The organism is Actinomyces viscosus, assembly GCF_900637975.1.
GTDB lineage: Bacteria > Actinomycetota > Actinomycetes > Actinomycetales > Actinomycetaceae > Actinomyces > Actinomyces viscosus.
In genome coordinates this window covers 3,464,825-3,491,241 of record NZ_LR134477.1, presented here as the reverse complement: position 1 = coordinate 3,491,241, position 26,417 = coordinate 3,464,825, and the positions used below count along the sequence as shown (strand labels likewise).

Genomic DNA, 26,417 nt, shown 5'->3' with positions numbered 1-26,417 from the left:
AGCGGTCCGCCCGACGTCGGGCAGCATCAGCGCCCTGGGACATCAGGTCACTCCCCATCACGGCCTGCCTCCGGGAACGATCGGCTCCCGCATTGAGGGCCCCTCCTACTACCCGAGCCTGACCGGCAGGGAGAACCTCGCCATGATGGCCTCCCACCTGGGCCTGCCGAGCAGACGCGTCGAGCACGCCCTGGCTGCCGCCGGACTGACCGGACAGGAGAACCTGCGGGTCAGGCGCTACGCGGCGGAGATGAAGCAGCGCCTCGCTCTGGCCATGGCGCTCCCGACCGACCCGCCCTCATGCTGCTGGACGAGCCCACCAAGGGGCTCGGCCCGGCCGCAGCGGAACAGATCCGTCAGATCATCGTCACCCTGGCCCGCCAGGAGGGCAGGACGATCATCGTCTCCTCCCAGGTTCTCTCGGAGATCGAGCAGATCGCCGACACCGTGGGCATCATCAGTGCCGGGGGCCTGCGCTACCAGGGCCCCCTGTCCGGGCTGGACAGCGACGGCGTCATCGAGATGACCGTCTCCGCGCCACAGCCGTCTCCACGCTTCTGACCTTCCTCGGAATCGCCCATGAGGTGCGCCGGGGCGGTGCGCACCGCCTGGTACTGGGAGAACCGCAAGGCTCCCAACTGGTGGTACTGGGCAGCCGTTACCGTTCTGTGCACCCTGTCGTCCCTGTCCGGCTACCTGCAGTACCGGACCTATCAGGCCGACCTCCCGGCCCAGGGCATCACCTGGGATGCCCTCTGGCCTCATTCCACGCTGCTGCTCTCCATGTGGCTTACCGCTGGCTCTGGGCGGCTTCGCGGCGCAGCTGGCAGCAGATGAGGGCCAGCCGTCTGGAGGCGACCGTGATCGCGGGCAAGCTGCTCCATGGGCTGCAGGTCGCGGTCGCCACCACCGCGATCCTCGTCCTGACCACTGCGATCACCGGGCTCGTCGCCGGCTTCGGTCCGATGGGCCTGGCCGCCTACCTGCCGCGGTTCGCTGCCGTGGCACTGGGGATGTGGGTCATTCTGACCTTCGTCACCTGGCTGGGGTCTCATCATGAGGTCCTACGCCGCCACGATGACCGCCGTGCTCCTGGGGGCAGTCGCGGGAACGGCGATGCTCCTCTCGGCCCGGCCGCTGAGTGCGCTCAACCCCATGACCGCATTGACCCGAGCCACCGCGTCCGAGGACCCGCCTGGACCGCATCGCCGAGTGGTACCGGGCCAGCCCGGCGGGGCGGTGGGCCGTCGTCATCATCAACAACGTGGCTCTCATGGTGAAGATGATCAAGAGCGACTCCGCAGAGTTCCTCATCCCGCTGTTGGTGAGCGTCTACACCCTGATTGCCATCGCAAGCGTTCGGGATCGGATCCTGGGCATCGGCGCCACCCTGGTCTTCCTGTTCATCCCCTGTCTCGCGTCGTTCAACGGCCCCCTGCCGGGGCTCATGCGGGAGAGGGGTGCCGCTGTCGGACTTCATGCAGGAGGCAGGATTCCTCATCGCCGTGGTCACCGTGGCGTCGATCACCCGATCGGTCGGGAGGCCCTGGAGCACGGGGACGCCCAGCTCGCCTCCCAGAGGGGCCGAGCAGCAGCTTGTGGTGCAGCGTGACGCCGCCCGGTACCAGGCCAGGGCGGCGGCCGAGCTCCACGACTCCGTGGGCCACTCCCTGACCGCGATCATCGCCCTGTCCGAGGGGCTCCACGGCGCCGGCGGCAGCCCGGACGTCAACGAGGCCATCGACCTGGTCAACTCGCTGGCCCGCGACGGCCTGGCCGACACGAGGAGCGCCGTCGCCTCGCTGCAGTCCTCACCCGACATCCTCGACTACTTCGGCTCCGGCGTGGTGACCGCCTCGAACCCAGTGGTCGTCACCGACGCACGCGGCTGGGACCAGCTGGAGAACCTGCTGACCACGGTACGGGCGACCGGAATCAGTGCGGCCCTGACCGAGACCGGTCTGCGCCCCAGCAGCACAGTGGCGGAACGAGCGATCGGGGAGCTCGTCTACATCGTCGTCCGGGAGGCCCTGACCAACGTCATGCGGCACGCCGAGGGTGCCACGCGCGTCGTGGTGTCCCTGGACCACACCGGCCATCACCGGATCACGTGTCCGACAACGGACACGTCACCGTACGCAGCGACGCCTCGCAGGACTCCCGAGGTCACGGACTGGCCAACCTGGCCTCCGTGATCCGCGAGCGCGGCGGAGCGTTCGACGTCGGTCCCAGCATCGCTCCGGGCTCGGCGGCTGGGTGCTGAGCGCCGTCATCCCGGTCTACATCCCCTTCAGGAGGAAGCATGACCACCGTCTCACTCCCCTCCTCGCCGGCTCCGGAGAGGCTCGCCCCAATCACGGTGATGATCGTTGATGACCAGAAGGCGACCCGTATGGGCCTGTCACTCATCATCAACCGGGCGGATGACCTGAGGGTCGTGGCCGAGGCTGCCCACGGTCAGGACGCGCTCGACCAGCTCGCCGACCGGTTCCAGGAACGCCGCCCGCTTCCCGACGTCATTCTCATGGATGTGCGCATGCCGGTGCTCAACGGGATCGACGCCACGGCGCGCATCACCCAGCTCTACCCCTCGATACGGACCCTGGTGCTGACTACCTGCGACCAGGACGAGTTCGCCTTCGGTGCGCTGTCCGCGGGCGCCTCGACCGTCTCAGCCCGCGTGAGCGCGAGGTGGCCGAGCTGGTGTCCCAGGGGCTGACGAACACGGAGATCGCTCAGCGACTCGTCCTGGCCCCGGACTCGGTCAAGAAGAACGCCACCCGGATCCTGACGAAGCTGGACCTGCGTGACCGGGTCCAGCTCGTCCTCCTCATGCGCGACGCCCAGCCCTGACCCGTCTCGCCACCCGGGGTCTTAGCCGAGGCCGGCTGTCAGGACCATCGACCAGTACCAATGGCCCCGCCCATGATCTCCATTGATCACGGGCGGGGCCATTGAGGCCGCAGGCTTCAGGGCCGCCGTCGCCAGAGCCGGAGCCATGACGGACTGCTCGGCTGGGGCGGGGGCCCGGTAGACGAGGCGGGACTGAGCCAGGTAGTTGACGATGAAGAGCGTGGAGTCGACGAGCACCTTGGCCAGCCACAGAGGCGCCCCGGCGCCGGTGAGGACCGAGATACCGACGTACGACGTCGCCGCGACCCCGCCCTGGACGGCCGCGTAGCCGCCGGCGGAGCGCCAGAAGGTCTCCGGGGCGGCCCGGAACAGGCGCCGGTTGAGCAGGAAGCCCAGGGTGCAGGAGACGATCCGGGCGCCGACGACGGCGTAGAGGACCGAGCCGGTCAGTGAGTTGAGGACGAGGGCCAGGACGTAGTCGACCGTCCAACCGGAGAAGGACACGGTGGCGAAGAGGATGACCGTGGGGATGCGGCGGCGCAGGTGGGCCAGCCGATTGAGGACCGTGGGGCGGGACACGGGTGAGGAGGTGGCCGGCGTGGGGAGGGCGGGGCTCGTCGTCATGGCTTCAGCCTCGCCCGCAGGCTTATGCCGCCTGTTTGACGCGCCTGTGCCGTTCCTGTGAGAGACCGCGGGCCACCAGGGTCAGTCCTGGGTCCCAGAGCCCAGGTTCTCAGAACAGGGTGCCACCGGCCTCGCGCAAGCGGGCTCGACGGGCGGCCGTCGCACCGGGGACGACATCGCCGTCAGTCCGCATGTCAGTCCCCGACGAGGGGCCGGTCCCCTCACCATCGGTCTCATGAGTGCTCACGCCGGGGCCACCCGGGCCCGATGGACCGGCTCGCCCCGCTGGTAGGCGGTGGCGGCGGCGGCGGCGGCCTCGTTCATGGGGTGGCCGACGTGGCCGCGCACCCACTCGAAGCGCACCTTACGGCCCGCGAGCGCGGCGTCGAGGTCCTTGACGAGGTCGGCGTTGAGGACAGGCTTGCCGTCGGCCTTGCGCCAGCCGCGCCTCTTCCAGCCGTGGCGCCACTTGGTCAGTGAGTTGATGACGTACTGGGAGTCGCACTGGATGAGGAGCTCCTCACCGGCGAGTCCGGCGGCCTGCGTGGCCCGCAGGAGCTCGAGGACGGCGGTGAGCTCGCCGCGGTTGTTGGTCGAGCTCTCCCAGCCTCCGGCGGCCCCAGCAGTCGTCATCCACGTACCAGGCCCAGCCGGCCGGTCCCGGTTGCCCAGGAGGAGCCGTCGGCAGCAGCAGTCAGAGTCATGGGCGCACTCTACCCACCAACCCCGGTAAGTCCGGGCAGGCCAACCTCCCGTGCCGGTATCACGCCGTGCTAGTCTGCCCGTCAGCAAGAATGATCTTGCTCAACTGAACAATTCTCGAGAGGTACACCGATGTCCTCCACGCTGCACGCCTGTCAGCATCGTCCAGCGTCATCCGGCACGCTCATTGCCGCACGCTGGTACGACTACATCCCTATCGCCATCTACTTCGCCTTCGTCATCGGCGTCGGGCTCATCGCCCGGTCCAAGGCGGCACGGCAGACGGCTTCCTCACCTCGGGCCGTTCCCTGCCGGCCTGGGTCACCGGTATCGCCTTTGTCTCGGCGAACCTCGGTGCGGTTGAGATCATGGGGATGTCCGCCAACGGTGCCGGAGTACGGCATGCCGACTTCCACTACTTCTGGATCGGCGCGGTCCCGGCCATGATCTTCCTGGTCTGGTCATGATGCCCTCTACTACGGCTCCAGGTGCGCTCGGTGCCCGAGTTCATGCTCAAGCGCTACGGCACCGCCGCCCACCTGGTCAACGCGCTCAGCTTCGCCCTGGCCCAGCTGCTCATCGCCGGCATCAACCTGTACCTGCTGGGCAAGATCATGAACTGGCTGCTGGGCTGGCCCCTGTGGGTGGGGCTCATCGTCGCCGCCGTCATCGGTCTTCTCCTACATCACGATGGAGGGCTCTCCGCAGCGATCTACAACGAGGTCCTCCAGTTCTTCGTCATCGTGGCGGCGCTGCTGCCCCTGACCCTCATCGGCCTGCACCGTGTGGGCGGCTGGCAGGGCCTGACCGACAAGATCACCGACGCCGCCAACCTCGCCGGGCACCCGACCCGTCCCAGCAGCTGCACTCCTGGCCCGGCAACTCGATCTCCGGCTTCGACTCCCAATGTGCTGTCCGTCATCGGTCTGGTCTTCGGCCTGGGCTTCGTGCTGTCCTTCGGCTACTGGACGACGAACTTCGTCGAGGGCAGCGGGCGATGGCCTCGGCTCGATCTCCCGCCCAGTCCACCCCGATCATCGGCACCTTCGTCAAGATGTTCGTGCCCTCCTCGTCATCGTTCCGGGCATGGTCGCCGGCGTCCTGGTCACTGAGGTCCAGCAGCTCAAGTCCGGCGCCAGACGAGCTACCAGTACAACGACGCGGTCCTCTACCTCATGCGCGACCTGCTGCCCAACGGCCTGCTGGTCTGGCGATCACGGGCCTGCTGGCCTCCTTCATGGCCGGGATGGCCGCGAACATCTCCGCCTTCAACACCGTGTGGGGCGTGACATCTACCAGCACTACCTCAAGAAGGCGCCGACGACGCCCACTACCTGAAGGTAGGCAGCTCTCGACCCTGACGGCCTCCGTCGTCGCGATCCTTACCGCGATCATCGCCTCGAGCTACTCCAACCTCATGGACTACCTCCAGACGCTGTTCTCGATGTTCAACGCGCCGCTGTTCGCGACCTTCATCATCGGTATGTTCTGGAAGCGGGCCACGCCTCAGGCCGGTTGGATCGACTGGTCAGTGGAACGCTGGGCGCCCTGGGGTCAACCTCCTCATCTGGACCGAGCGCCTGGTCATGCCGGGACAGGGCGGTGCCTTCCTGGCGGCGGGCGTGGCCTTCACGGTCGACGTCGTCATCACGGTGCTGGTCTCCATGGTCACCCACCCCAAGCCCGACTCCGAGCTCAAGGGCTTCGTCTACGCCCTGACGCCCAGGAGCGAGCGCACCGACCCGCACCTGCACGAGTTGCCCTGGTACCGCCGTCCGATCCCGCTGGGGATCATCGCCGGTCTCATGGTGATCACGCTCAACAGCATCTTCCACTAGCCCCACCCGGATACACGAAGGAGAATACTCATGACAATCGTTCACTCACCGACATCCGGGCGGTCATTACCGGAGCGCTGGGCCTATCGGCCTCTACCTGGTGGTGTGCTCGTTCCTGTTCAACCAGCACTGAGGAGATGGACAAGACCGGCGGGATCAACGCCAACCTGTGGGCGGGCCTGGGCCTGCTCGTCATCGCCGCGGCATGGGCCTGTGGTGGTGGATCAGGCCGAACCCCTCCGGCGGCCAGCAGGACTGAGTCCGCGGGGTCGCCATCGAGACGGCAACTGGGCTTGCTCGCAGATGACTGAGGTCAGCTCCTGTCATCTGCGAGCAAGCCCAGTCCCGGCCAGAGAAGTACGTCCTCGACGCCCCGACCGGCGGCCACAATCGACCTAGCCGGATGAGGACGGCCCTGAGTCCATGCTAGTTGCCAGTCCCATGAGAACCAGACCGACGACGGCCGCCACGACTCCTGCGGCTACCACCGCCTGCTCCCGGCCGGTGCGCTTCTCCCCTAGAACGGTCAGGCCTCCAACGGTGGCCAGGACGAAGCCGAGCTGGGAGAGAGTGAAGCCGGATGCCACGCCCACGGCCGCCGTCGAGCGCAGCATGAGGGCGTTGCCGATCGCCCACAATCCCCCGGCGAGCACCGCCGGGGCGATCCGCGGGCCGCGCAGGGGCGATCTCCGAGGCAGACGAGGGCGCACAGACTGCGCCGGCCAGCAGCCCCAGGCCCATGGGGCCCACGGCGTGGGCCGAGGGCACATGGCGGCGCGCAGCAGCGAGGGTAGGAGCCGTAGAGGACGGCGGAGGCAGCGGTGGCCAGCAGCCCGTCACGCCGCTGCGCACTCGTGGGGCCGGGGCCGGTGCGCTCCTGCCAGGAGCAGGCGGCTGCCCCCGCCATGATGAGCGCGAGCGCAACCGTCCCCAGGGGCAGGGCGCCCGGGGCGCGCCACTCACCGAAGAGGCTCACCCCCAGGGTGGCGTTGAGCAGGAGCTGAAGGGCGGTGGTCAACGGCATGGTGCGACTGACGCCCCAGGCGCGGAAGGCCCGCAGGACGAAGACCTGCCACCGGTCCACATGAGCCCGCAGACCGCGCCCCACACGGTGGCGCGTGGGGACCAGGGCACTGCGAGCAGGGCTGAGCACATGAGCGAGACGGCTCCCGCCCCCACCATGACCGCGGTGTTCTGTCGGCGGTGTCGGTGGGGAAGGCCCCGAGCAGGAGGGAGAGTGCCCCGAACAGCAGGGAGGGCACGAGGGCGACGGCGATGTCCATGGTGAGGGTGAGGCACTATCCGTGACGGGGGCTTCCGAGCGCCCGCGCACGAGCAACGGGGCGCGCCCCAGTGGAGCGCGCCCCGTTGGCCGTGGCTGTTATCAGGCGTCCAGGTCGGTCTCCAGGAGGCCTTGAGCTCCTCGAGAGCGGCGTCGGCGCCGTCGGCGTCGGAGGCCAGGGTGACAACGTCGCCGAAGCCGGCACCCAGGTCATCACACCGAGGATGGAGGAGGCGTCAACCGCAGCGCCGCCCTCCTTGGCGATAGTGACCGGGACGCCCTTCTCGGCGACGGCCTTGACGAAGGTGGCGGCGGGACGGGCGTGCAGACCGACCTTGGAAGCGATGGTGGCGGTGACCTGGGCCATGTGAAGCTCCTTGTGACATGTGGGGGCTAGCGGTGCTGGAACCGGATCATGCCCCCGCGCCGGTTTCAGCAGCGCGACGGCTGCCGTCCCGGCTGAGACTACCCGAGATCACGGCTCAGTTGCACTGTTCCGACCTTCAAAAAGGCTGTTGGGCGTGGCGGGGCTCACTCAGGAGCCGGCGTAGGGGGCCAGGACGATCTCCACGCGCTGGAGCTCCTTGACGTCGGCGTAACCGGTGGTGGCCAGCGTGCGGCGCAGAGCGCCCATGATGTTGAGGGTGCCGTCGGCACGGTCGGAGGGGCCGTTGAGGATCTCGGCCATGGTGCCGACCGTGCCCACGTGGCTGCGGAAGCCCCGCGGCAGGCGCTCGTGGCGGGCCTCGGCGCCCCAGTGGTAGCCGCCGCCGGGCGCCTCCTCGGCACGGGCGAGCGCGGCACCGAGCATGACGGCGTCGGCACCGCAGGCGATGGCCTTGACGACGTCCCCGGAGTTGCCCACCGAGCCGTCGGCGATGACGTGGACGTAGCGACCTCCGGACTCGTCGAGGTAGTCGCGCCGGGCTCCGGCGACGTCGGCCACGGCGGTGGCCATGGGCATGTGCAGCCCCAGGACCTGGCGCACCGAGGAGGAGGCGCCGCCGCCCTGCCCCACGAGGACCCCGGCCGCGCCGGTGCGCATGAGGTGGAGGGCGGCGGTGTAGGTGGTCACCCCGCCGACGACGACGGGCACGTCGAGCTCGTAGATGAAGCGCTTGAGGTTGAGGGGCTCGACGGCACCGGAGACGTGCTCGGCCGACACGAAGGAGCCGCGGATGACCAGGAGGTCCACACCCGCCTCGACGACGGTGCGCCAGTGCCGCTGGGTCTGGGCGGGACTGAGCCGCCCGGCGACGACGACGCCAGAGGCCCGGATCTGAGTCAGTCGCTCAGTGATGAGCTCAGGTCGGACGGGGGCCCGGTAGACCTCCTGCAGGACGCTGGTGGCCTGGGACGGGTCGGCCCGGCGGATGCGTTCGAGGGCCTCAGCGGGGTCCTCGTAGCGGGTCCACAGTCCCTCCAGGTCCAGCACGCCGATGCCGCCCAGACGGCCCACCATGATGGCGGTCTCGGGACTCATGACCGAGTCCATGGGCGAGGCCATGACCGGCAGGTCCACGTGGTAGGCGTCGATCTGCCAGCCCACCCGCACCTCGGAGGTGTCACGGGTGCGACGGGCCGGCACCAGGGCGATGTCGTCGAAGGAGTAGGCGCGCAGGGCGCGCTTGGAGCGTCCGATCTCGACCTCTGTGCTCATGGTTCGATCCTAGTGTCCTCGCCCGAGTATCTACCGGACCGACTGGCACTCTGGACGATGCCCTGGACGGAACGCGCAGGCAGTCACCATAGGTGTCGTACCCCGGTGGCATGCTGGACTCATGAGCACCCCGCACTCCTCCTCCGTGTCCGACGCCGCCTCCCCCGCCTGGCCCTTCGGCCCCCTACTCGGTTTCGATACCGAGACCACCGGCGTGGATCCCTCCCGGGACCGCATCGTCACGGCGGCACTCGTCTGGCGCTCGGAGCGTCAGGCCGACGGAGGACGGCGGCAGTCGGTGACCACGTGGCTCGCAGATCCCGGTGTCGAGATTCCCGAGGCCGCCTCCGCGGTCCACGGCGTGACCACCGAGCGGGCCCGGGCAGAGGGGCGGCCGGTGACCGAGGTGCTGGCAGAGGTGAGTGACCACCTGGTGGCGGCGATGGCGGCCGGGTCTCCGGTGGTCGCCTTCAACGCCTCCTACGACCTGACGCTCATGGAGGTCGAGCTCGCCCGTCACGGTCTGCCCACGATGCGCTCGCGCCTGGGGCGCGACCTGGGGCCCATCGCCGATCCCCTGGTCCTGGACCGGGCCGTAGACCGCTACCGCAGAGGCAAGCGCCGCCTGGGCGATCTCTGCGAGGTCTACGGCGTGCAGGTTGATGCGGCCCTGCACACCGCGGAGGTGGACGTGGCCGCCACGCTCGATGTGCTCGAGGCGCTGGCCACGGCTCACCCGCGGGTCTCGGAGCTCAGCGCGGAGGAGCTCGTTGCCTTCCAGGCCCGGACCCACCGCGTCTGGGCGGAGTCCTTCAACGAGTGGCTGGCTCGCAGGAACCCCTCGCGGGCCCCGGCCCAGACCGCCTGGCCCCTGCCGGACTCCCCCGTCGACTGAGTCCTGGGCGGGGAAGGCCGGCTGGGGCGGCGCGTGCGCGCCCGGGACAGGGTCCCACCGGCTCAGGCGCTGTCGCGCCCGGTGTAGTTGGGGGCCTCGACGGTCATCTTGACGTCGTGGGGGTGGGACTCCTTGAGGCCCGCACTCGTGATGCGCACGAACTGCCCGCGCTCCTTGAGCTCGGGGATCGTGCGGGCGCCCACGTAGAACATGGACTGGTGCAGCCCACCCATGAGCTGGTAGACGACATCTCCCAGCGCCCCGGAGTAGGGGACCTGACCCTCGATGCCCTCGGGGACGATCTTGGAGTCGGAGGAGACGTCGGCCTGGAAGTAGCGGTCCTTGGAGTAGGAGGTGCGTCCGCGCGAGCTCATGGCACCCAACGACCCCATGCCGCGGTAGCGCTTCCACTGCTTGCCGTTGACGAAGACGAGGTCCCCGGGAGACTCCGTGCAGCCGGCCAGGAGAGAGCCGAGCATGACCGTCTCCGCCCCGGCCACGAGGGCCTTGGCGATGTCACCGGAGTACTGCAGGCCGCCGTCGGCGATGAGCGGGACCCCGGCGGGGTTGCAGGCGCGAGCCGCCTCATAGATGGCCGTCACCTGAGGCACGCCCACACCGGCGACGACACGGGTGGTGCAGATGGAGCCGGGCCCCACTCCGACCTTGACGGCGTCGACCCCGGCGTCGATGAGCGCCTGGGCCCCCTCGCGGGTGGCGACGTTGCCGCCGATGACCTCGATGCCGCTGAAGGCGGAGTCGGACTTGAGGCGTGAGATCATCTCCAGCGCCAGCTTGGCGCCACCGTTGGCGGTGTCGACGATGAGAACGTCCACGCCGGCGTCAGCCAGGGCGCCGGCACGGTCCCAGGTGTCCCCCCAGTAGCCCACGGCGGCACCCACCACGAGGCGCCCCTCGGCGTCCTTGGTGGCGTTGGGGTACTGCTCGGTCTTGACGAAGTCCTTGACGGTGATGAGGCCGGTGAGGCGCCCCTCGGCGTCGACGAGGGGAAGCTTCTCGATACGGTGCTCGGCCAGGAGCGCCTTGGCGTCCTCCCGTGAGATGCCGGTGGTGCCAGTGACGAGCCGTTCGCGAGGCGTCATGCACTCGCGCACGGTCAGGCTCGCCCAGCGCTCCGGCGGGACGAAGCGCAGGTCGCGGTTGGTGATGATCCCGCGAAGGTTGCCGCCCTCGTCGACGACCGGCAGCCCGGAGACCTTGTAGTGGCCGCAGAGCTCGTCGAGCTGGGCGATCGTGGCCTCCGGCCCGACGGTCACCGGGTCGGTGACCATGCCGGACTCCGAGCGCTTGACGCGCCGGACCTGCTGGGCCTGCTCCTCGATGGACAGGTTGCGGTGAAGGATGCCGATACCGCCCTGACGGGCCATGGCGATGGCCATGTCCGACTCGGTGACGGTGTCCATCGCGGCCGAGAGCAGAGGGGTTGCCAGACTGATCCTCGGCGTCAACCTGGAGGTCGTATCGACCTCGGAGGGGATGACGTCGGTCAGCCTGGGCAGCAGGAGCACGTCGTCGTAGGTGAGTCCGGTAGGGGCAAAGACGTCAGGGCTGGTGATCGAGTCGCTCACGGGGACATCGTAGGACGACCCGACCTTCCCGTGCATATCCGCCGGCACCGGTCCGCCCACCCCGCCAGGCCGGCAGGAACCGGGCGGCCCGGGGGACCGGAGCGAGCACCCGAACCGGCCCTGAGACCACCACAACGACGTGATGTGCACCCCAGAAATAAAGCAACAATGAAGGCTCTTCGTGTTTGAGGGTGTGGTAGGTGGGGCTTATCGCGTGGTTTAGGTGGTTGTTGTCGGGTGGTCTTTGAGGCGTCCGGCGTGGATGAGGCTGCGGATGGTGTAGTGCGTGAGGTTGCGGAAGCCCAGGGCGATGCCGCGTAGGTGCTCCAGGCGCCCGTTGATGGCTTCGGTGGGGCCGTTGGAGGTGCGGGGGTGGTCGAAGTAGGCCAGGACGTCCTGGCTGCGGCTGACCAGGGTCCTTGCCAGTGTCTGGATCTCCTCCAGGCCGTCGGGGACGGCCTGCTTCAGGGAGCTGATGAGCTGTTGCATCAGGAACCGTCCCAGGCGGCCTGGACCGCAGCGTGGCGCTGGTCGGCGAACAGGGCCCAGGGGCGCTCGGCCTGGGCGTCGGTGAGCAGGTCGGCCCCGGTGCGTAGGGTGCGTCCGGCCTGGTAGAGCGGGTCGCCCGCCCGGCCCCGCCGGCTGGTGGTCTCGTGCTGGATGCGGCGGCGGCACTCATCGAGCTTGCCGGCGGCCAGGGACACGACGCGCGTAGGGGTCCATGACCGCCTGGGCCTTGGGGAGCTCCTCGCCGGCGGCGTTCTTGAACCCGGCGAAGCCGCCCATGGCCACCACCTCGACCCGCTCACGCCAGGACTTGCCCCGAGTGGCGAGCCAGGTCTTGAACGCCTTCTTGGACCGGCCCTCGATCACATCGAGAAGACGGGCCGGCCCCGCCCCGTGACGTACCGGGGGTCAGGTCGATGACCATGGTGACATAGCGGTCGCCCCGCCTGGTGTGGCGCCAGACAGAGGGGGTACCTCCCGCACGGGAGCGAAGCGCGCGGGGGCATCATCAACCCCGATCACCTCCACGCCGTCGAAGCGGTGGGAGTCGCCCAGCAGCGCAGACTGTGCGTGGGTCAGGATCGCGGTGCTGGCGGTGTGCCAGGAGATCCCCAGGGCGGCTGCTACCCGGGAGACGGACATGGACTCAAGACCCAGGGCCCGCAGCCCCCACTCGACGGCCGCGTGGGTCAGCCGCGCCCGCGGCTGGGCCACCCGGCTCGTGTCCTGTCTCCACACTCGGCGGCAGTGCGTGCAGGCGAAGCGCCGCACGCGCACCACCAGCTGCGTGGGTCGCCACCCCGCCGGCACGTGGGCCAGGCGCCGGGCCACCGTCCCACGAGCGACGCCTTGGGCCCCGCAGGAGCGGCAGAACGGGTCCTCCAAGCCGATGGGCATGCGGCACTCGATCAGCGCCCGCCCCGGGGTCAGGTGCTGGCCCACCGCGGTCAGCCCCAGGGCGTCCAGGCCCAGGAAGGTCGTCAGGTCAGGGCCGGTGAAGGCAGTCTCAGGCACGTCGAGGTCTCCCAGCTGGGTTGTGTAGCAGCTCCCATCATCGGGGGACCTCGCCCCCCACCCACCGCAACGACGCACCCACCACCCCCACCAAACAGATCAATAGGCCCTGCCTACTACACCCTCAAACACGAAAAGCCGCAATGAACGCGGAACGTTTCAGAAAAAAGATGTTCCACATACATACATCACCCACAAAACGTTTCTGCTATTCGTGCGCCACAATGTGACGCACGTTTTCAGACAACTGCGGCACAGACACCCAGGAAATCTGGAGATAATTTCGTTGTGAGATAGAATGATTCTTCTTGATTATAGTGTGATTAAAACAAGATTCGTGTTGCTGGTTTTGTTGTTGGGTTGGTGATCGGGTATTCGTGGGGCGTCCGATGTGGGGGTGTCGCTTTCTCGTGGGGTGCTTGGCTGCTGGTGCTGGCTTCTTTTGTTGTCGTCTCTTGTGTTGTCGGCGTTTCGTGTGAGCTCTCGGGTCGAGGGCGGAATATCATGCTGGGATGGACAGGGTCGTGGTTAGTGATGATGAGTGGACTGTTTTGCAGGGCTATAAGCACCAGGCGCCTTACAGGTTGATGCGTTTGAAGTCCGAGGCGGTCGTGCTGCTGTCCAAGGGTGTGGATACCGCGGTCGTGGCCCAGGTCGTCGAGCGCACGCCCGAGACGGTGCGCAGCTGGGCTCGGGAGTGGAACCGGTACCGCCTGGCCTCAATCCACACCGGTCACGCCGGCAACCTCAACGCCTCCAGGCTCACCGCCACCCAGCGCCAGGAGGTGGCCGGGGTACTGTCCCGGCCCCCGTCGGAGCAGGGCCTGCCCATCGGGTTCTGGGACGTGCCCCATCTGGCGGCCTGGGTCTACGACCACTTCGAGGTGGAGTACGCCTCTGCCGCCTCCTACCGGTTCCTGCTGCACATGGCGGGCCTGTCCTTCCACCGCCCCCAGACCGTTGACCAGCGCCGCCCGCCCCAGGCGGACGTTGACCAGCGCATGAGCCAGATCCGTTCCGAGATCGTCCGCAAGTGGTCCGATCCCGAGGTGATGGTGGTGTGCGCCGACGAGGTGCGTATCGAGCACGAGGCGATCGTGCGCAGGGCGTGGATCCGCCGGGGGGACGCCGCCCGCCTGGAGGTCGACCGCCGCCGCCAGGCCCAGTCCTACATCGGCTTCCTGCACGAGACCGACGGCACCGTCGACTTGATGACCCTCGACTGGCAGGACACCGGCACCATCACCCAGGCCCTGATCGACCTGACCGTGAAGCACCCCGACAAGAAGAAGATCGTCATCGTGTGGGACAACGCCTCCTGGCACCGTTCAGCAAAGCTCACAAACAGCCTCAAGACCATCAAGAACCTCGAGAGGATCCACCTGATCAACCTACCCGCCTACAGCCCCGACGAGAACCCCATCGAGCACGTCTGGAAAGAAGCAAAGGACAGTATCAGCAACCACCAAAGAGCCACATTCCCCCAAACCCGACAAGCATTCGAGACCTTCATCCAGGCAAACAAGTTCCCCTACCGACTCACAAAATAATCTCGTTTAAACTCCACTATAGCGCCCCACGCGATCTTATCGTTACGTATAGCACATCAAGTTCGGCGTGCCCGACCGCCGTATCCAAAGGAGGGGAGGGAGGCAATGCACGACTCATCGCGTCTGCCCGGTCCGATCTCCACTCTCTGGGAGTGGCAGTACCGGGGGGCCTGCCTCGGCATGGACTCCGCGGTCTTCTTCCACCCCGAAGGAGAGAGAGGCGGTTCCCGTCGACGACGGGACGAACGAGCAAAGGCCATTTGTCAGGACTGCCCCGTCCTGGAGGAGTGCCGAGAGCATGCTCTGAGTACTCGTGAGCCCTATGGCGTCTGGGGAGGCATGAGCGAGGAGGAGCGGCGCGCTCACTACGAGCAGCAGGCACGCCGTTTCGCCAACGAACCGGCCTGACGCTCCGCCCTGTTCCAGGGAATCGACAGCACAGACGTTCCCAAGTCAACGTCCGGACAATTGTCCGGACACAGCGCAGACATGCAACAGACATTCTGCGTGCACGTGTTGAGGGGGAGGCACCACAAGGTGCCTCCCCCTCAACACGTCATGGCGCCGTGTGGCGCACATGATCTCAGCGGGTCACTTGGTGACGACCGCCAGGACGTCGCGGGCCGACAGGATGAGGTAGTCCTCACCGGCGTAGCTGACCTCGGTGCCCCCGTACTTGGAGTAGATGACGACGTCACCCTCGGCGACGTCGACCGGGACCCGATTGCCGGAGTCGTCGACACGGCCGGGGCCCACGGCCACGACCTTGCCCTCCTGGGGCTTCTCCTTGGCGGTGTCAGGGATGACCAGACCGGATGCGGTGGTCTGCTCGGCCTCAACGGTCTGGACGACGATGCGGTCCTCGAGCGGCTTGATGGAGATCGACATCGGAGACCTCCTCCTTCTCTTCAACGTGCAGTAGAACGGCTTGACCGCCCTCCCGAGGCGTACCCGACCGCCGTCGCGGGGGTCGGTCCGGCACGAAGCAGGAGTGCGAGTCGCAGAAAGCACCCGCCTGCGTCCCAGGACCAGGGCGAGCACTCCGCTGCGCCTGACGGAGAATCTACGACGGCGTTAGCACTCAGTCAACGCGAGTGCCAAAGCGCGGCGGTGGTTTCGCCCTGGGCGTCAGCCCTCGTCAGCGCCGGTGCTCCCGTGTCCAGGCGATGGCCTCTCCCACGCTCGCCTCGCGGCGCCCCAAGGTCGGCTCACGCCGAGAGAGGACATCGGTGACGGCCTTGATCGTGGCCAGGCGCTCACGCGTCCAGCTGACGGCCCAGCTGATGCGGTCGCGGCGGGCACGCGAGTCACCCACGCCCTCGACGTTGACGCCGACGGCACGGCAGATGGCGACCGCACGCGGCTCGTGGAAGTCCTGGGTCACGAGCAGGGCGCGCTCGATCCCGAAGATCCTGCGGGCCCGCACACAGGTGTCGTAGGTGTCGAAGCCCGCATAGTCCAGGGCGATCGCCTCGCTGGGGATGCCCTTGGAGGTGAGGTAGCTGCGCATGACGGTGGGCTCGTCATAGCCGACGCGCCGGTTGTCCCCGGAGACCAGGATGGCCTCGATACGACCACTGGTGTAGAGGTCGGCGGCGACGTCGAGACGATAGGCCAGCCAGGGCGAGGGCTGGCCGTCGGCATGCACGGCGGCCCCCAGGACGATCGCCACCGGGGCCCTGGTCGCATCGTCGGTATCGTCGGTATCGCCGTCACCGTTGTTCTCACCGGCGACCTCGATGTGCCCGGCGCTCATCGTCCAGGCCCAGGTGCTGGCCCCGGCCACGATGAGGCCCATGATCCCCACGACCACGAACGACACTCGCACCAGCCGCCGCAGAAGCGCCCTGCGACGACTCGTGGCACGAGGAGCCGGCTGCGAGCCGCCCCCGCCGTCATCCTTGCGGTGCGCGACGGCGTCGGGCGCACTGGTCGCGCTGATCCGCGGCTCCTCCTCGGCCATCAGCTCCCTGCCCGTCTTCTCGTCCCAGCGTCAGCCGGCCCCGCCGGCGTGCGGGGCGTCGGCGCACCACACTACCCACGCGGACGCTCACCCGCCTGCCAGGACCGGCTTGCGCGCCACCCAGTGAACATCACGCGCATCGGCGGGCTCGCCGTGGAATGATCGGGGTGATGGCTGAGAACCACGTCGCGCTCCTCCTGACGCCCGAGGGCTGGGAGCTTCTGTCCTCCCTGCCCCCTTATGACCCGGCGGATGCCCTGTCACTGGGACGTTCCCTGCGCGAGGAGGGCCACTCCCCCGCCCTGGTGGCGGCCGCTCTGACCCAGCAGCGGCTGCGTGCCCGGGCCACCGCCAAGTTCGGGCCCTTCGCCCAGCAAATGCTCTTCACCGCCGACGGCCTGGAGCAGGCCACCCGGCTGGCGGTCTCGGCCCACCACGCCGCTCGCTACGCGGCCGCCGGCGCCTCGAAGGTCGCGGACCTGGGCTGCGGGATCGGCGGCGACGCCGTGGCTCTGGCGGGACTGGACCTGCCGGTGCTCGCCGTCGACCGGGACGAGGCCACGGCCGCTCTGGCCACCATCAACCTCATGCCCTTCCCGCACGCGAGCGTCGAGTACGCCGACGCCCTGGAGATCGACCTGGCCGAGCACGGGGTGGACGCCGTCTTCGCGGACCCGGCCCGTCGGGCTCAGGGGCGGCGCATCGCCGACCCGGAGCAGTGGTCTCCGGCCCTGTCGAGGTTGCTCGCGCTGCGGGAGCGTGTACCCGCTCTCGGCGTCAAGGTCGCCCCCGGCATCGACCATGCCGCACTGCCCTCCGACTCCCACGTCCAGTGGGTGAGTATGGACGGCGACGTCGTCGAGGCCGCCATCTGGTACGGTCCGCTGGCCCCGGAAGGACCCGGGCGCTCCGCTCTGGTCCTGCGCTCGGGGGCCGACGGCGCGACCGCCTGCACACTGGCCGACCCCGGCGTCACCGACCCTTCCGAGCCACCAGTACAGGTCGACCCGATCAGCTCGCCCGACGACCTGGGCAGCATCATCCACGTGCCCGACGGCGCCGCCGTCCGCGCCGGGCTCATCGCCCACCTCTGCGAGGCCCTGGACGCCCGCCCGGTGGGACCGCGAATCGGCTACCTCACCTCGGAGAGCCTCCCCGACGCGGCGACAGCCCCCTTCGTGCGCTCATTCCGGCTCACCGAGATCCTGCCTCTGAGGCTCAAGACCCTGCGGGCCCGGGCCCGCGAGCTGGGGGTCGGGAGCCTGGAGATCCTCAAGCGCGGGGTCGACGTCTCCCCCGACGCGCTGCGCGCCTCACTGCGGCTCAGCGGTCAGGACTCGGAGACCTGGATCCTGACCCGTGTGGGAGACAGGGCCAAGGGCGCAGTCCTCGTCGTTGAGCCCATCGTCAGAGACTCATCGGCTGACTCTCCGGATCACTCATCGGCTGACTCTCCGGATCACTCATCGGCTGACTCTCCGGATCACTCATCGGCTGACTCTCCGGATCACTCATCGGGTGACTCTCCGACCCGTCGACACGGCGAGGCCCCCTCCGACTAGAGACCGACACCCTCCGTACCCGCCAGGGACCCGAGGACCCCGAGGAGACGACCAGGACATGCAGGACATGACTGACACGACCAAGAACCCGAGCACCGCCTCAGCGGGCCCCCAGCTGCCGCCGGCCCGCCGTCCCCAGTCCCTGCCCTTCGCCAGCTCGGCCCGCTCCACGCTGGGGGTGGAGTGGGAGCTGGCGCTCATCGACCGCGACAGCCTCGACCTGCGCCAGTGCGCCGAGGAGATCCTCCAGAAGGTGGGCTCGGACCCGCACGTGCACGGAGAGATGATGCTCAACACCATCGAGCTGGTCTCCGGGGCGCGCCAGAGCGTGGCGCAGTGCGTGGAGGACATCGCGCTCGCCTTCGACCGGGTTCTTCCGGTCACCGATCCCCTGCGCGTGGACCTGGCCTCGGCGGGTACCCACCCCTTCGCCGACCCGCTGGTGCAGAAGGTGACCAACGCCGAGCGCTACGCCCGCCTGGTGGACCGCACTCGGCTGTGGGGCCATCAGATGCTCATCTTCGGCACTCATGTGCACGTCGGGGTCGAGGACCGGGCCAAGGTCCTGCCGATTCTCAAGGCGCTGCTCACGCGCACCGCGCACCTGCAGTGCCTGAGCGCCTCCTCGCCCTTCTGGGCGGGCGCTGACACGGGCTACGCGGACAACCGGGCCATGATGTTCCAGCAGCTGCCCACTGCGGGAGCGCCCGAGCAGTTCAGCACCTGGGAGCAGCTGGAGAGCTACACCGGGGACCTGGTCCACACCGGCGTCATCGAGGACTTCACCGAGATCCGCTGGGACGTGCGGCCCTCCCCTCGGCTGGGAACCATCGAGGTGCGCGCCTGCGACGCCGCGACGAACCTGACCGAGCTGGCCGGGATCGCGGCCCTGACCCAGTGCCTCGTGGAGTCCTTCTCCCGCACCCTGGACCGGGGCGAGGAACTCGACACGATGCCCGACTGGTACGTCGCCGAGAACAAGTGGCGCTCGGCCCGCTACGGCATGGACGCGATCCTCATCGTCAACTCCGCCGGCGAGGAGGAGCTGGTGGGCGACACGGTCGAGCGGATGCTCACCGAACTCGCTCCCGTCGCCGAGGACCTCGGCTGCGCCGCCGAGCTGGAATCCGTGCGCGCCACCCTGGAGACGGGCGCCTCCTACCAGCGCCAGATCGCCGCCGTCGGGGCCTACGGGGGGCAGAGGGAGGCGGCTGTCAGGCTGCTGCTGGCCGAGGCGCGCGCCGGCAGGCCCCTGCGCCCCACCGAGGTACTCTCGATGGCGGCCAGGCCCTGACAGACCCGCCCCGCACGCGCCGACGGCATCGGCGCCCGGATCAGGAGCGGCCGGTTCGTCCCCCCATCTCGTCACGCAGGAGGCTGGTCATGCTGGTGACGGGGATCCCCAGGAGAGCGGGGATCGGGATCGTCGTGTGACCGTGGGAGAAGCTCCTCTCCATCCGGCGCGTCACCCGTGGCGGTAGCGTGGGACGCAGCCGTTCCAGGGTTGCCTGCGGTGCGCGCAGGTAGACCAGGACGCAGTCGTTGTTGCCGATCTTGAGCCAGCCGTTGAGCGTGCGCGCGTTGAATCCCTCGATCTCCTCCCACCGGATGAGGCCCACCGAGTCGCGGTTGAGGTGATCGTGCACCCCCACGGAGTCGATGACCAGGGTCGGTCTGGGACCGGAGAGGTAGCGCCACAGATCCACCAGGCTCAGCGGCAGCCCGATGACGCACGCGACCATGCCCATGATCGTGAGCATGGGCAGCCTGCGGGACTGCGACTGTCAAGCCCCGGGTTTTGTGGAGGCTGGTTTAGTTGGTTGTGGTTGTTCCTGGCGGTGGTGGTCGTGGTGGGTGTCGGGGGCCCAGGCGGCTTCGTGCTCGGCGGGGGTGCGCATGCCGATGGCGGAGTGAGGGCGAATGGTGCCCGTACCAGTGGACCCACTCGGCGGTGGCGACCACGGGCGGCGTCGATGTCCTCCCAAGGTCCCTGGTTACGGATGAGCCCCGGCCTTGTACAGCGAGTTGAGCGCCTCGGCCAGAGCGTTGTCGTAGGAATCCCCCTTAGAGCCTACAGAGGCGACTGCCTCGCAGTCTGATAGGGCCTGCCCGTAGCGGATGGACCGGTACTGCACGCCGCGGTCGCAAGTGGTGCACCAGGCCAGAGAGATCAGCCCCGGTGCGTTTTCGCTGCCAGACGGCCATCTTGAGGGCGTCCAGAGCCAGGTCGGTGCACACTGGCCGGTAGGTGGTCTGCCACCCCACGATCCGCCGCGAGAACACGTCGGTGACGAAGGCGACGTAGACCCACCCCGAGAACGTACGCACATAGGTGATGTCGGCGACCCACAGCTCGTTGGGCCTGAACGCGCTGAAATGCCTTTTGACGAGGTCGGCCGGGCACCGGTCCGGAGGTGCCGAGCGGGTCGTCCTGGGCGACTTGGCGCGCCTGACACCGTGCAGACCCAGGTCGCCCATGAGCCGCTCGACGGTACAGCGGGCCACGTGACCGGCTCCGTGACGCTCGGCGACCTCAAGGGCGACCCCGCATCACGTGCATCTTGCGGGCCCCCAGCACCGAGTAGCTGGTTCTTGTGGACCCTGGATATCTCCGCCTTGAGGGCCTCGTCGAGCAACGACCTGGCTGATGGAGGACGGCTACGACGGGCGTAGCAGGCACTCGGGGCGATCTGCACACCAGCCTCGCTGAGCGTGGCGCAGATCGGCCAGGCCCCGAGCTCCTCCTTCTTGGCCTCGATGTACTGACAGATCAGCGCGACGGGCGCTCACACTCCGCCGCGAAAAAAGCCGACGCACTCCTCAGGATCGCGTTGGCTCTTCGCAGCTCTCGGACCTCCCTTCTCCAGCTCCTTGATCCGCTGCGCTTCATCGGTGGTGGTTCCCGGTCTTAGACCACCATCGACCTGGGCCTTCTTGACCCAGGAGCGCAGAGCCTCGGGGTGGACTCCCAGCTCCTCGGCGATCCTGCGGATCGCGCCCTTGGCCCGCGCCGGGTCGGCCAGCGCCTCCAAGGCCCGTCCTCGTGGCCCGCTCGCGCAGCTCATCGGGGTACTTCCTCTGTCCCATGACAGTGATCCTTCCGTGTCATCACCGCCTCCATCAAACCCGGGGCGATTCACACCGTCACACCCTTCCCGGCCGGGCATCGCCTGACCGCCATGTCGATGGCCTCACACACCAGCGAGGTGCGCACATGGCTCGGCCATCGCATACCCCACGACCTTCTTGGTGCAGCAGTCCAGAACCGTAGCAAGACAGACGAACCCGACCCACGCGCCTGATGTAGGAGGGGGTACCTCCCGCTTGCGGGGGAATGTCCCCGCACCACTCACGCCCAGGCTCGTGGGCAGCGGGAGTCGCGCCCCACCAGGTCGGGGCGCTCACCCGTGGTCCGCGGCCGGCACGGTAGGTGCGGACCTTCGCCCGCGGCTGCGCGGCCTCAAGGCCCAGGTCGCGCATGATGGAGCGGACCGTGGCACCATCCACCCTCACGCCACGCCGCTCCAGGTGGGCCTGGATCCTTCGGTACCCGTAGGTGCCCTCACGAGTCGGCAAAAGCGTCCTTGATCATGGTGGCCAGCACTTCTCTTCCGATGGCGGTGGCGCACTGGGGCCGGTCGCGCCAGGAGTAGCAGCCCGACCGTGAGACACCGGACCACCGGCACATCGAGGAGGTAGGGTAATGGCCTTCTTCGCGATTGATGAGCCCGTAGCGCTCGGTCACGGTCGTTCCTTCACGAAGAAGGCCGCAGCTTTTTTCAGGAACTCGTTCTCCTGACACAGCTCCCTGCTTCTCCGCTCTCAGCTTCGCGATCTCGGCTGACTCGGAGGCCTTCTTGCGGTCCTGGTCGGTAGCACGATCTTTTCTGTACTTTGCGACCCAGTTACCCACCGTCTGGGCCTGGGGATCGTACGAGGCCGCTACCGAGGCGATCGTGCGGTCCTTCACGGGTGACCTCACGCACGACCTGGGCCTTGAACTCCTCCGAGTATTTCGCTGCTGGCATGGTCTCCATCCTATCGACTCACGGGAAGAAAAACTCCCCCTGTCCGAGAAACACCACGCACTCCACTGCTCGCAGTACCGGTCGGCGTAACACGCATCCGCACCGTCGTCAGCTCCGAGGGACTTGAGCTTCACTCGCCAATTGGGCGTGTGAAGAAGCTGAGCTGGCAGCAGGCCCATCGTCGCATCTGGATCAGCACCGCTCACATGTACGGCAGCTGGTCAATGACCGTATGCAAGGTCGTTGTCGCCCTCGATGAGAAGCAGGTCGTCCTTCCGGGCGCCGTCGCACAGGGGATCTTCCGTAAGCGGACCGAGGCCCGGGCGGAGCTAGTCGTTGAGCGGATCAACGCCATGGACCCCATGAACGGATAACGTCCCCGCACGCCGACAGCATCTCGGCAGCGCCTCGCATGACCCGGCCCGTGCCCGGTCCGAATCGGATCGGGCACGGGCCGGACTCGTATCTGTTCCCGGCCAACGGTTCTCAGCTCGTTGACACGAGCTCCCAGCCGCGGGCCCGGGTGCGCTGCTCCCAGAAGCTGCGGTAGGGGCCGTCGGCCGTCACAAGGTCCTCGTGCCGTCCGTGCTGGGCGACGTGTCCGGCGTCGTCGAGGACGATGACCTGGTCAGCCGCAGCAATCGTCTCGAGCTTGTGGGCGATGACGATGAGCGTCGAGGTGCGTCGCAGCTCCTGCATCGCGGCCACGATATTGGCCTCGTTCTCCGCGTCCAGGGCACTGGTGGCCTCGTCGAGCAGGACGATCGGCGCGCGCTTGAGCAGGGCGCGGGCGATGGAGACGCGCTGGCGCTCACCGCCGGACAGGGCCCGCCCGCCCTCTCCCACGCGCGTGTCCCAGCCGTGGGGCAGACGGTCGACGATCTCGGTGACACCAGCGAGGTCTGCGGCTCAGCGCACCTGATCGTCGTCGGCCGCAGGGTCTCCGATGTGGATGTTGGCGTCCAGGGTGTCGTCGAAGAGGTAGACGTCCTGGAAGACCATGGAGAGCTGCTCCATGAGCTGTGCGGTCGGCATGTCGCGCACGTCGGTGCCGCCCACGCGCACGGTCCCGGAGTCGGCGTCCCAGAAGCGGGCGACCAGGCGGGCGATGGTCGTCTTACCGCTGCCGGAGGGGCCCACGATCGCGCACATGGTGCGTGCGGGGACGTTCATCGACACCCCGGCCAGGACGGGATGGTCGGCGCGGTAGCCGAAGACGACGTCGTCGAGCTCGACGGCTCCAGGATCGGACAGCGTGGCACGGGTCTGCGGCTCGGCCATGAGCTCGGCGTCCATGACGGCGTCGAGGTGGTTCATCATCTGACGGCGCTCCTCCATGCCCATGACGGCCCCGCTGATGTCGTCGAGCATGGTGGTGAAGCGCAGGCACATGCCGATGATGGCGACGGCCACGAGCGGCTCCATGGTTCCGGAGACGGCGAAGGAGGCGGTCAGGCCGATCATGGCCACGACGACGACCTGGCTCAGTGCACCGTTGACGACGTTACCGGCGGTCTCCCACTACAGGGAGCGCCGTGAGGCACGGACGCCGTCGTCGAAGGCGGCCCTCAGGCGGCTGTAGCCGGTGGCGGCCCGGCACGAGCGCAGGGCCCCTGACAGCGGGCGATCTCGACAACGCGGGTTGCCAGCTCGCGCTCGGCGGGCTCGGAGATCGACTTGCCGTGATCCATCAGGCGGCGTGCGGCGCGCACGAGTTCGGCGAACAGGGGCGCGGCCACCGTCAGCAGGAGGCCCAGGCGCCAGTCCCAGGCCCAGGAGCCGGCCCAGACGACGACGCAGGCGGCGGTGGTGGAGGTGAGCATGTACATGAAGTGGGCGGCGGACTCCCCGAGGGGCCACCATCTCCTGGCTGACGGCCCGCGACAGGCTCCCTGCGGAGTCGGCGTTGAACCAGCGCAGGGGCAGGCGGGCGATCCGGTCGCCGACGGCGTGGTGGACGTCGTGCATGAAGCCGAGCGCCCCGGACATTCCTCGGCGCTGTCCCTGGAACTCGGTGACGGCGGCAACGACGCCGCACACGACGAGGACGAGGAGCCACCCGCCGACGGACAGTCCCCATCGGGGCGCGCCGGTCCCCAGGGCGACCGAGGCGGGCAGGAGTGAGATCAGTGCGGCCCCGGATGCGACGCCGTTGGCCGCGCCCAGGACGAGACTCGTGCGCGTCTGGCGCCAGGAGGAGTCGAGCATGAGCCTGCGGAAGCGGGCCAGCAGGGAGCGTACGGCTCCGGAGGCACCGGCGGCCGGCGTCGGGACCGGGGGAACCGACCGGCTCCGGTCAGGAACCTGCTCGACGGCCTGCTCGACGGAGTCCGGGGACGGAGCACCGGAGGCCTCGCCACCCGGTTCGTCGGCGAGGGAGGGCCCGTCCGCCCCGGTCACGGAGCTCTCGCCAATCGGGCCGGCAGCGCCGTCGAGCTCACCAGTCTGCCGCAGGAGGGCCCGGTAGTGGGGCTCGTTCACGAGGTCGTCATGGGTGCCGGAGGCGACGATGCGCCCCCGCTCCATGACGGCGATGCGGTCGGCGCCGCGCACGGCAGCCGGGCGGTGGGCGATCACCAGCACCGTTCGTTCCTTGACCAGGGCGCTCAGCGCCTGCTGGATCTCGGCCTCGGACTCGGGATCGGCCATGGCGGTGGCCTCGTCGAGCAGGATGACGGGAGTGTCCAGCAGGATGGCACGAGCGATGGCGATGCGCTGCTCCTGGCCTCCGGACAGGGCGGTGTCCTGTCCCAGGACGGTGTCGTAGCCGTCCGGCAGTGCCATGATCTCCTCATCGATGCGGGCCACCCGGGCGGCGGCCCGCACCTGGTCCAGGTCGGCGTCGGGGCGTCCGAGCGCGATGTTCTCCCGCACGGTGGTCCCGAGCAGCTGGGCGTCCTGGAGGACGAAGGAGACGGTGGAGTACAGGGTCGTCTCGTCCATGTCCCGCAGGTCCACCCCGCCGATGCGCACGGCTCCGGCGTCGGGGTCGGCGAAGCGGGCGATGAGGGTGGCCAGTGTCGACTTTCCCGACCCGGAGGGTCCCAGCAGGGCGGTGACGGTGCCCGGCTCCAGGACGAGAGAGGCGTCGTCGACGGCGAGGGTGTCCCCGTAGGAGAAGGAGACGTGGCTGATCTCGACAAGGGCGCTGCGGGGCCGCTCAGGACGGTCGGCAACGGGCAGAACGGGGGTGTCGAGGACCTCGCACAGGCGCAGAGCCGCCGCTCCGGCCATCTGGTAGGACCAGGAGATCGAGGCGATGGTGATGAGCACGGCGGGCAGGACCAGGGCGACCAGGGTCGTGGCCAGGACCTGGGGCAGGGTGACGGCGCCGGCATGGATGAGCAGTGCCCCGTCACCGAGGTTGACCAGGAGGAGCACCGGGATCGAGACCCAGGTGAAGGACAGGCAGGTGACAGTCACCAGGGGCATCGCCCAGGCGCGGTAGAAGGCGGAGAACTCGTCGGCCGCAGTGAGGTAGGCCGAGTGGGCGCGGCCGACGCGGCCGAAGGCCTTGACCACGCCGATGCCGGAGACGAACTCGACCATGGTGGAGGAGATGGCGGCGAGCTTGCGGTCCATCTCCACGGTCTTCTCCTTCATGCCGCGCATCGACACCGAGTAGGTGAGCACGTAGAGGACGAGTGTGGACAGCGCGATCAGTGCCAGGCGCCAGTCGATCCAGAAGGCGCACACCAGTAGCGCCAACGGAGTGACGACGGCGTTGAGACGCTCGACGGGGCCGTGGGCGATGACGGTGTGGACCAGGGTCGTGTCGTCCTGGACGGCCTTGCGGATGCGCCCGGAGGTGGAGGCGGTGAACCAGGCCAGCGGAGCATGGGAGATGCGGTCGACGATGTCGCGCCGCAGCCGATCGCGCAGGGACAGGTCGGCCATGTGGGTGATGAGCAGGGCCAGGAAGTACAGGAGCAGCCGGGTGGAGTAGGTCCCCACGAGCATCATGACGGCGGAGCGCACCTGCTGGGGGTCGGGCCCCACCCCGGCCCGGTAGGCGCGCAGAAGGATGTCGCCGAGCTGGACCAGTGCGACGTACGGCGCCACCGCCAGGACCGCGGAGAGCGGGACGAGGGCCTGACCGATCCTCAGGCGGGTGCACACGGGAGCGCCCAGGCGAGCGATGGCGGCCTGCCCCTCGCGCGAGCGCTGGGCGTTGCTCTGCGGGGGCTGATCGCCCGGCGCCTCGGCGGACTGAGTGCTCGCCGAAGGTTGCGGCGACGTCCTCGACAACGACTGAGTCTGCGTGCTCATGAGGAGCCTCATCCTTCCGTCGGCTCTAATTCTGAATACATTTCAGAATTCGATAAGGCCCGCCTTATTCTCACCGCTGAA

Annotated in this window: 24 protein-coding genes and 8 pseudogenes; 15 read left to right on the top strand and 17 right to left on the bottom strand. The window is 68.5% G+C overall.

Going from position 1 to position 26,417, the window contains the following annotated elements; translation table 11 throughout:
- Positions 1–300 precede the first annotated feature (300 nt).
- From EL340_RS16020 to EL340_RS14830, 6 genes and pseudogenes are all read left to right on the top strand, one after another.
- Positions 301–561, top strand: a complete 261-nt coding sequence (locus EL340_RS16020; protein ID WP_408608553.1) for an ATP-binding cassette domain-containing protein — start codon at positions 301–303, stop codon at positions 559–561.
- Positions 562–579: 18 nt separating this feature from the next.
- The gene (locus tag EL340_RS15690; RefSeq protein ID WP_232023333.1) at positions 580–837 is read left to right on the top strand and encodes a hypothetical protein; all 258 of its coding nucleotides are present in this window, start codon (positions 580–582) and stop codon (positions 835–837) included.
- A 23-nt stretch (positions 838–860) separates the two neighbouring features.
- The gene (locus EL340_RS15685; protein ID WP_232023332.1) at positions 861–1,280 is read left to right on the top strand and encodes a hypothetical protein; all 420 of its coding nucleotides are present in this window, start codon (positions 861–863) and stop codon (positions 1,278–1,280) included.
- Complete coding sequence (locus EL340_RS15680) at positions 1,265–1,612, top strand: hypothetical protein (RefSeq protein WP_232023134.1); 348 nt, start codon at positions 1,265–1,267, stop codon at positions 1,610–1,612. Before EL340_RS15685 ends, EL340_RS15680 begins: the two co-directional genes overlap by 16 nt.
- Positions 1,599–2,195, top strand: coding sequence for a sensor histidine kinase (locus tag EL340_RS15675; protein WP_232023133.1), 597 nt, complete (start codon positions 1,599–1,601; stop codon positions 2,193–2,195). Before EL340_RS15680 ends, EL340_RS15675 begins: the two co-directional genes overlap by 14 nt.
- Positions 2,196–2,302: 107 nt before the next feature.
- A pseudogene (locus EL340_RS14830) lies at positions 2,303–2,853 on the top strand (response regulator transcription factor).
- A 120-nt stretch (positions 2,854–2,973) separates the two neighbouring features.
- Here the strand turns inward: EL340_RS14830 and EL340_RS14825 are convergent.
- From EL340_RS14825 to EL340_RS14820, 3 genes and pseudogenes are all read right to left on the bottom strand, one after another.
- Positions 2,974–3,477: pseudogene (locus EL340_RS14825) on the bottom strand (GtrA family protein); the annotation flags it as partial.
- A gap of 109 nt (positions 3,478–3,586) precedes the next feature.
- Entirely contained in the window at positions 3,587–3,724 is a 138-nt protein-coding gene (locus EL340_RS15050; protein WP_164719406.1) for a hypothetical protein, read from the bottom strand.
- On the bottom strand, positions 3,721–4,110 hold the full coding sequence (locus EL340_RS14820; RefSeq protein ID WP_232023132.1) for a ribonuclease H family protein: 390 nt from the start codon (positions 4,108–4,110) through the stop codon (positions 3,721–3,723). Before EL340_RS14820 ends, EL340_RS15050 begins: the two co-directional genes overlap by 4 nt.
- A gap of 566 nt (positions 4,111–4,676) precedes the next feature.
- On the opposite strand from EL340_RS14820, the gene EL340_RS15670 reads away from it, so the two are divergent.
- The 3 genes and pseudogenes from EL340_RS15670 to EL340_RS15660 all read left to right on the top strand — a co-directional run bounded on the left by EL340_RS15670 (position 4,677) and on the right by EL340_RS15660 (position 6,017).
- Positions 4,677–5,291, top strand: a complete 615-nt coding sequence (locus EL340_RS15670; protein WP_232023131.1) for a sodium:solute symporter family transporter — start codon at positions 4,677–4,679, stop codon at positions 5,289–5,291.
- A pseudogene (locus EL340_RS15845) lies at positions 5,177–5,629 on the top strand (Na+/galactose cotransporter); the annotation flags it as partial. The gene EL340_RS15670 and the pseudogene EL340_RS15845, both read left to right, overlap by 115 nt.
- A 136-nt stretch (positions 5,630–5,765) precedes the next feature.
- The gene (locus EL340_RS15660) at positions 5,766–6,017 is read left to right on the top strand and encodes a hypothetical protein (protein WP_232023331.1); all 252 of its coding nucleotides are present in this window, start codon (positions 5,766–5,768) and stop codon (positions 6,015–6,017) included.
- A 395-nt stretch (positions 6,018–6,412) separates the two neighbouring features.
- Here EL340_RS15660 and EL340_RS15775 read toward each other — a convergent pair whose 3' ends face one another.
- The 4 genes and pseudogenes from EL340_RS15775 to EL340_RS14795 form a co-directional block, all read right to left on the bottom strand.
- Positions 6,413–6,727, bottom strand: a complete 315-nt coding sequence (locus tag EL340_RS15775) for a GRP family sugar transporter (protein WP_269471637.1) — start codon at positions 6,725–6,727, stop codon at positions 6,413–6,415.
- A gap of 140 nt (positions 6,728–6,867) precedes the next feature.
- A pseudogene (locus tag EL340_RS15770) lies at positions 6,868–7,041 on the bottom strand (GRP family sugar transporter); the annotation flags it as partial.
- 360 nt (positions 7,042–7,401) lie between these two features.
- Positions 7,402–7,666: pseudogene (locus EL340_RS14800) on the bottom strand (HPr family phosphocarrier protein).
- A 168-nt stretch (positions 7,667–7,834) separates the two neighbouring features.
- On the bottom strand, positions 7,835–8,959 hold the full coding sequence (locus EL340_RS14795; RefSeq protein ID WP_126412901.1) for a GuaB3 family IMP dehydrogenase-related protein: 1,125 nt from the start codon (positions 8,957–8,959) through the stop codon (positions 7,835–7,837).
- A gap of 121 nt (positions 8,960–9,080) precedes the next feature.
- On the opposite strand from EL340_RS14795, the gene EL340_RS14790 reads away from it, so the two are divergent.
- Entirely contained in the window at positions 9,081–9,854 is a 774-nt protein-coding gene (locus tag EL340_RS14790) for an exonuclease domain-containing protein (RefSeq protein ID WP_126412900.1), read from the top strand.
- 62 nt (positions 9,855–9,916) lie between these two features.
- Here the strand turns inward: EL340_RS14790 and guaB are convergent, their stop codons facing one another.
- Both guaB and EL340_RS14780 read right to left on the bottom strand, forming a co-directional pair.
- Positions 9,917–11,479 (bottom strand): IMP dehydrogenase, encoded by a 1,563-nt coding sequence (gene guaB, locus EL340_RS14785; RefSeq protein ID WP_197722323.1) that lies wholly within the window; start codon positions 11,477–11,479, stop codon positions 9,917–9,919.
- 183 nt (positions 11,480–11,662) lie between these two features.
- Positions 11,663–12,964: pseudogene (locus EL340_RS14780) on the bottom strand (ISL3 family transposase).
- Between the two features lie 587 nt (positions 12,965–13,551).
- Between EL340_RS14780 and EL340_RS14775 the strand changes: the two are divergent.
- Both EL340_RS14775 and EL340_RS14770 read left to right on the top strand, forming a co-directional pair.
- Positions 13,552–14,514, top strand: a complete 963-nt coding sequence (locus tag EL340_RS14775; protein WP_232022928.1) for an IS630 family transposase — start codon at positions 13,552–13,554, stop codon at positions 14,512–14,514.
- A gap of 105 nt (positions 14,515–14,619) precedes the next feature.
- On the top strand, positions 14,620–14,922 hold the full coding sequence (locus EL340_RS14770; protein ID WP_126412898.1) for a WhiB family transcriptional regulator: 303 nt from the start codon (positions 14,620–14,622) through the stop codon (positions 14,920–14,922).
- Positions 14,923–15,105: 183 nt separating this feature from the next.
- Here the strand turns inward: EL340_RS14770 and groES are convergent, their stop codons facing one another.
- Positions 15,106–15,402: a co-chaperone GroES gene (gene groES / locus EL340_RS14765; RefSeq protein WP_003781116.1), complete on the bottom strand. Its 297-nt coding sequence runs from the start codon at positions 15,400–15,402 to the stop codon at positions 15,106–15,108.
- A gap of 250 nt (positions 15,403–15,652) precedes the next feature.
- Complete coding sequence (locus tag EL340_RS14760) at positions 15,653–16,477, bottom strand: SanA/YdcF family protein (RefSeq protein ID WP_126412897.1); 825 nt, start codon at positions 16,475–16,477, stop codon at positions 15,653–15,655.
- A gap of 170 nt (positions 16,478–16,647) precedes the next feature.
- Between EL340_RS14760 and EL340_RS14755 the strand changes: the two genes are divergently transcribed.
- Both EL340_RS14755 and EL340_RS14750 read left to right on the top strand, forming a co-directional pair.
- Positions 16,648–18,039, top strand: a complete 1,392-nt coding sequence (locus EL340_RS14755; protein ID WP_232023130.1) for a class I SAM-dependent methyltransferase — start codon at positions 16,648–16,650, stop codon at positions 18,037–18,039.
- Between the two features lie 58 nt (positions 18,040–18,097).
- The gene (locus tag EL340_RS14750) at positions 18,098–19,333 is read left to right on the top strand and encodes a glutamate--cysteine ligase (RefSeq protein ID WP_197722322.1); all 1,236 of its coding nucleotides are present in this window, start codon (positions 18,098–18,100) and stop codon (positions 19,331–19,333) included.
- A gap of 40 nt (positions 19,334–19,373) precedes the next feature.
- On the opposite strand, the gene EL340_RS14745 is transcribed toward EL340_RS14750, so the two are convergent.
- From EL340_RS14745 to EL340_RS14725, 4 genes and pseudogenes are all read right to left on the bottom strand, one after another.
- Complete coding sequence (locus EL340_RS14745; RefSeq protein ID WP_126415227.1) at positions 19,374–19,787, bottom strand: hypothetical protein; 414 nt, start codon at positions 19,785–19,787, stop codon at positions 19,374–19,376.
- Between the two features lie 181 nt (positions 19,788–19,968).
- Positions 19,969–21,126 (bottom strand): annotated as a pseudogene (locus tag EL340_RS16015) (IS3 family transposase); the annotation flags it as partial.
- Between the two features lie 57 nt (positions 21,127–21,183).
- A complete protein-coding gene (locus tag EL340_RS16010) occupies positions 21,184–21,615 on the bottom strand; it encodes an IS3 family transposase (protein ID WP_126412892.1) in 432 nt (143 codons plus the stop codon).
- Positions 21,602–22,009: a transposase gene (locus EL340_RS14725; protein ID WP_126412891.1), complete on the bottom strand. Its 408-nt coding sequence runs from the start codon at positions 22,007–22,009 to the stop codon at positions 21,602–21,604. Before EL340_RS14725 ends, EL340_RS16010 begins: the two co-directional genes overlap by 14 nt.
- A 207-nt stretch (positions 22,010–22,216) precedes the next feature.
- On the opposite strand from EL340_RS14725, the gene EL340_RS14720 reads away from it, so the two are divergent.
- Positions 22,217–22,441 (top strand): hypothetical protein, encoded by a 225-nt coding sequence (locus EL340_RS14720; protein ID WP_126415226.1) that lies wholly within the window; start codon positions 22,217–22,219, stop codon positions 22,439–22,441.
- A gap of 112 nt (positions 22,442–22,553) precedes the next feature.
- Here EL340_RS14720 and EL340_RS16005 read toward each other — a convergent pair.
- Both EL340_RS16005 and EL340_RS14715 read right to left on the bottom strand, forming a co-directional pair.
- Positions 22,554–23,348 (bottom strand): annotated as a pseudogene (locus tag EL340_RS16005) (ABC transporter ATP-binding protein).
- 240 nt (positions 23,349–23,588) lie between these two features.
- On the bottom strand, positions 23,589–26,336 hold the full coding sequence (locus EL340_RS14715) for an ABC transporter ATP-binding protein (RefSeq protein ID WP_408608552.1): 2,748 nt from the start codon (positions 26,334–26,336) through the stop codon (positions 23,589–23,591).
- Positions 26,337–26,417 lie beyond the last annotated feature (81 nt).

Excerpts from the sequence above, each read along its gene's own strand:
- EL340_RS16020 (WP_408608553.1), top strand. The coding sequence starts at position 301 with ATGCTGCTGGACGAGCCCACCAAGGGGCTCGGCCCGGCCGCAGCGGAA.
- EL340_RS15690 (WP_232023333.1), top strand. The coding sequence starts at position 580 with ATGAGGTGCGCCGGGGCGGTGCGCACCGCCTGGTACTGGGAGAACCGC.
- EL340_RS14820 (WP_232023132.1), bottom strand. The coding sequence starts at position 4,110 with ATGACGACTGCTGGGGCCGCCGGAGGCTGGGAGAGCTCGACCAACAAC.
- EL340_RS15660 (WP_232023331.1), top strand. The coding sequence starts at position 5,766 with ATGCCGGGACAGGGCGGTGCCTTCCTGGCGGCGGGCGTGGCCTTCACG.
- EL340_RS14795 (WP_126412901.1), bottom strand. The coding sequence starts at position 8,959 with ATGAGCACAGAGGTCGAGATCGGACGCTCCAAGCGCGCCCTGCGCGCC.
- EL340_RS14790 (WP_126412900.1), top strand. The coding sequence starts at position 9,081 with ATGAGCACCCCGCACTCCTCCTCCGTGTCCGACGCCGCCTCCCCCGCC.
- guaB (WP_197722323.1), bottom strand. The coding sequence starts at position 11,479 with ATGCACGGGAAGGTCGGGTCGTCCTACGATGTCCCCGTGAGCGACTCG.
- EL340_RS14775 (WP_232022928.1), top strand. The coding sequence starts at position 13,552 with ATGCGTTTGAAGTCCGAGGCGGTCGTGCTGCTGTCCAAGGGTGTGGAT.
- EL340_RS14770 (WP_126412898.1), top strand. The coding sequence starts at position 14,620 with ATGCACGACTCATCGCGTCTGCCCGGTCCGATCTCCACTCTCTGGGAG.
- groES (WP_003781116.1), bottom strand. The coding sequence starts at position 15,402 with ATGTCGATCTCCATCAAGCCGCTCGAGGACCGCATCGTCGTCCAGACC.
- EL340_RS14760 (WP_126412897.1), bottom strand. The coding sequence starts at position 16,477 with ATGGCCGAGGAGGAGCCGCGGATCAGCGCGACCAGTGCGCCCGACGCC.
- EL340_RS14755 (WP_232023130.1), top strand. The coding sequence starts at position 16,648 with ATGGCTGAGAACCACGTCGCGCTCCTCCTGACGCCCGAGGGCTGGGAG.
- EL340_RS14750 (WP_197722322.1), top strand. The coding sequence starts at position 18,098 with ATGCAGGACATGACTGACACGACCAAGAACCCGAGCACCGCCTCAGCG.
- EL340_RS14745 (WP_126415227.1), bottom strand. The coding sequence starts at position 19,787 with ATGGGCATGGTCGCGTGCGTCATCGGGCTGCCGCTGAGCCTGGTGGAT.
- EL340_RS14715 (WP_408608552.1), bottom strand. The coding sequence starts at position 26,336 with ATGAGCACGCAGACTCAGTCGTTGTCGAGGACGTCGCCGCAACCTTCG.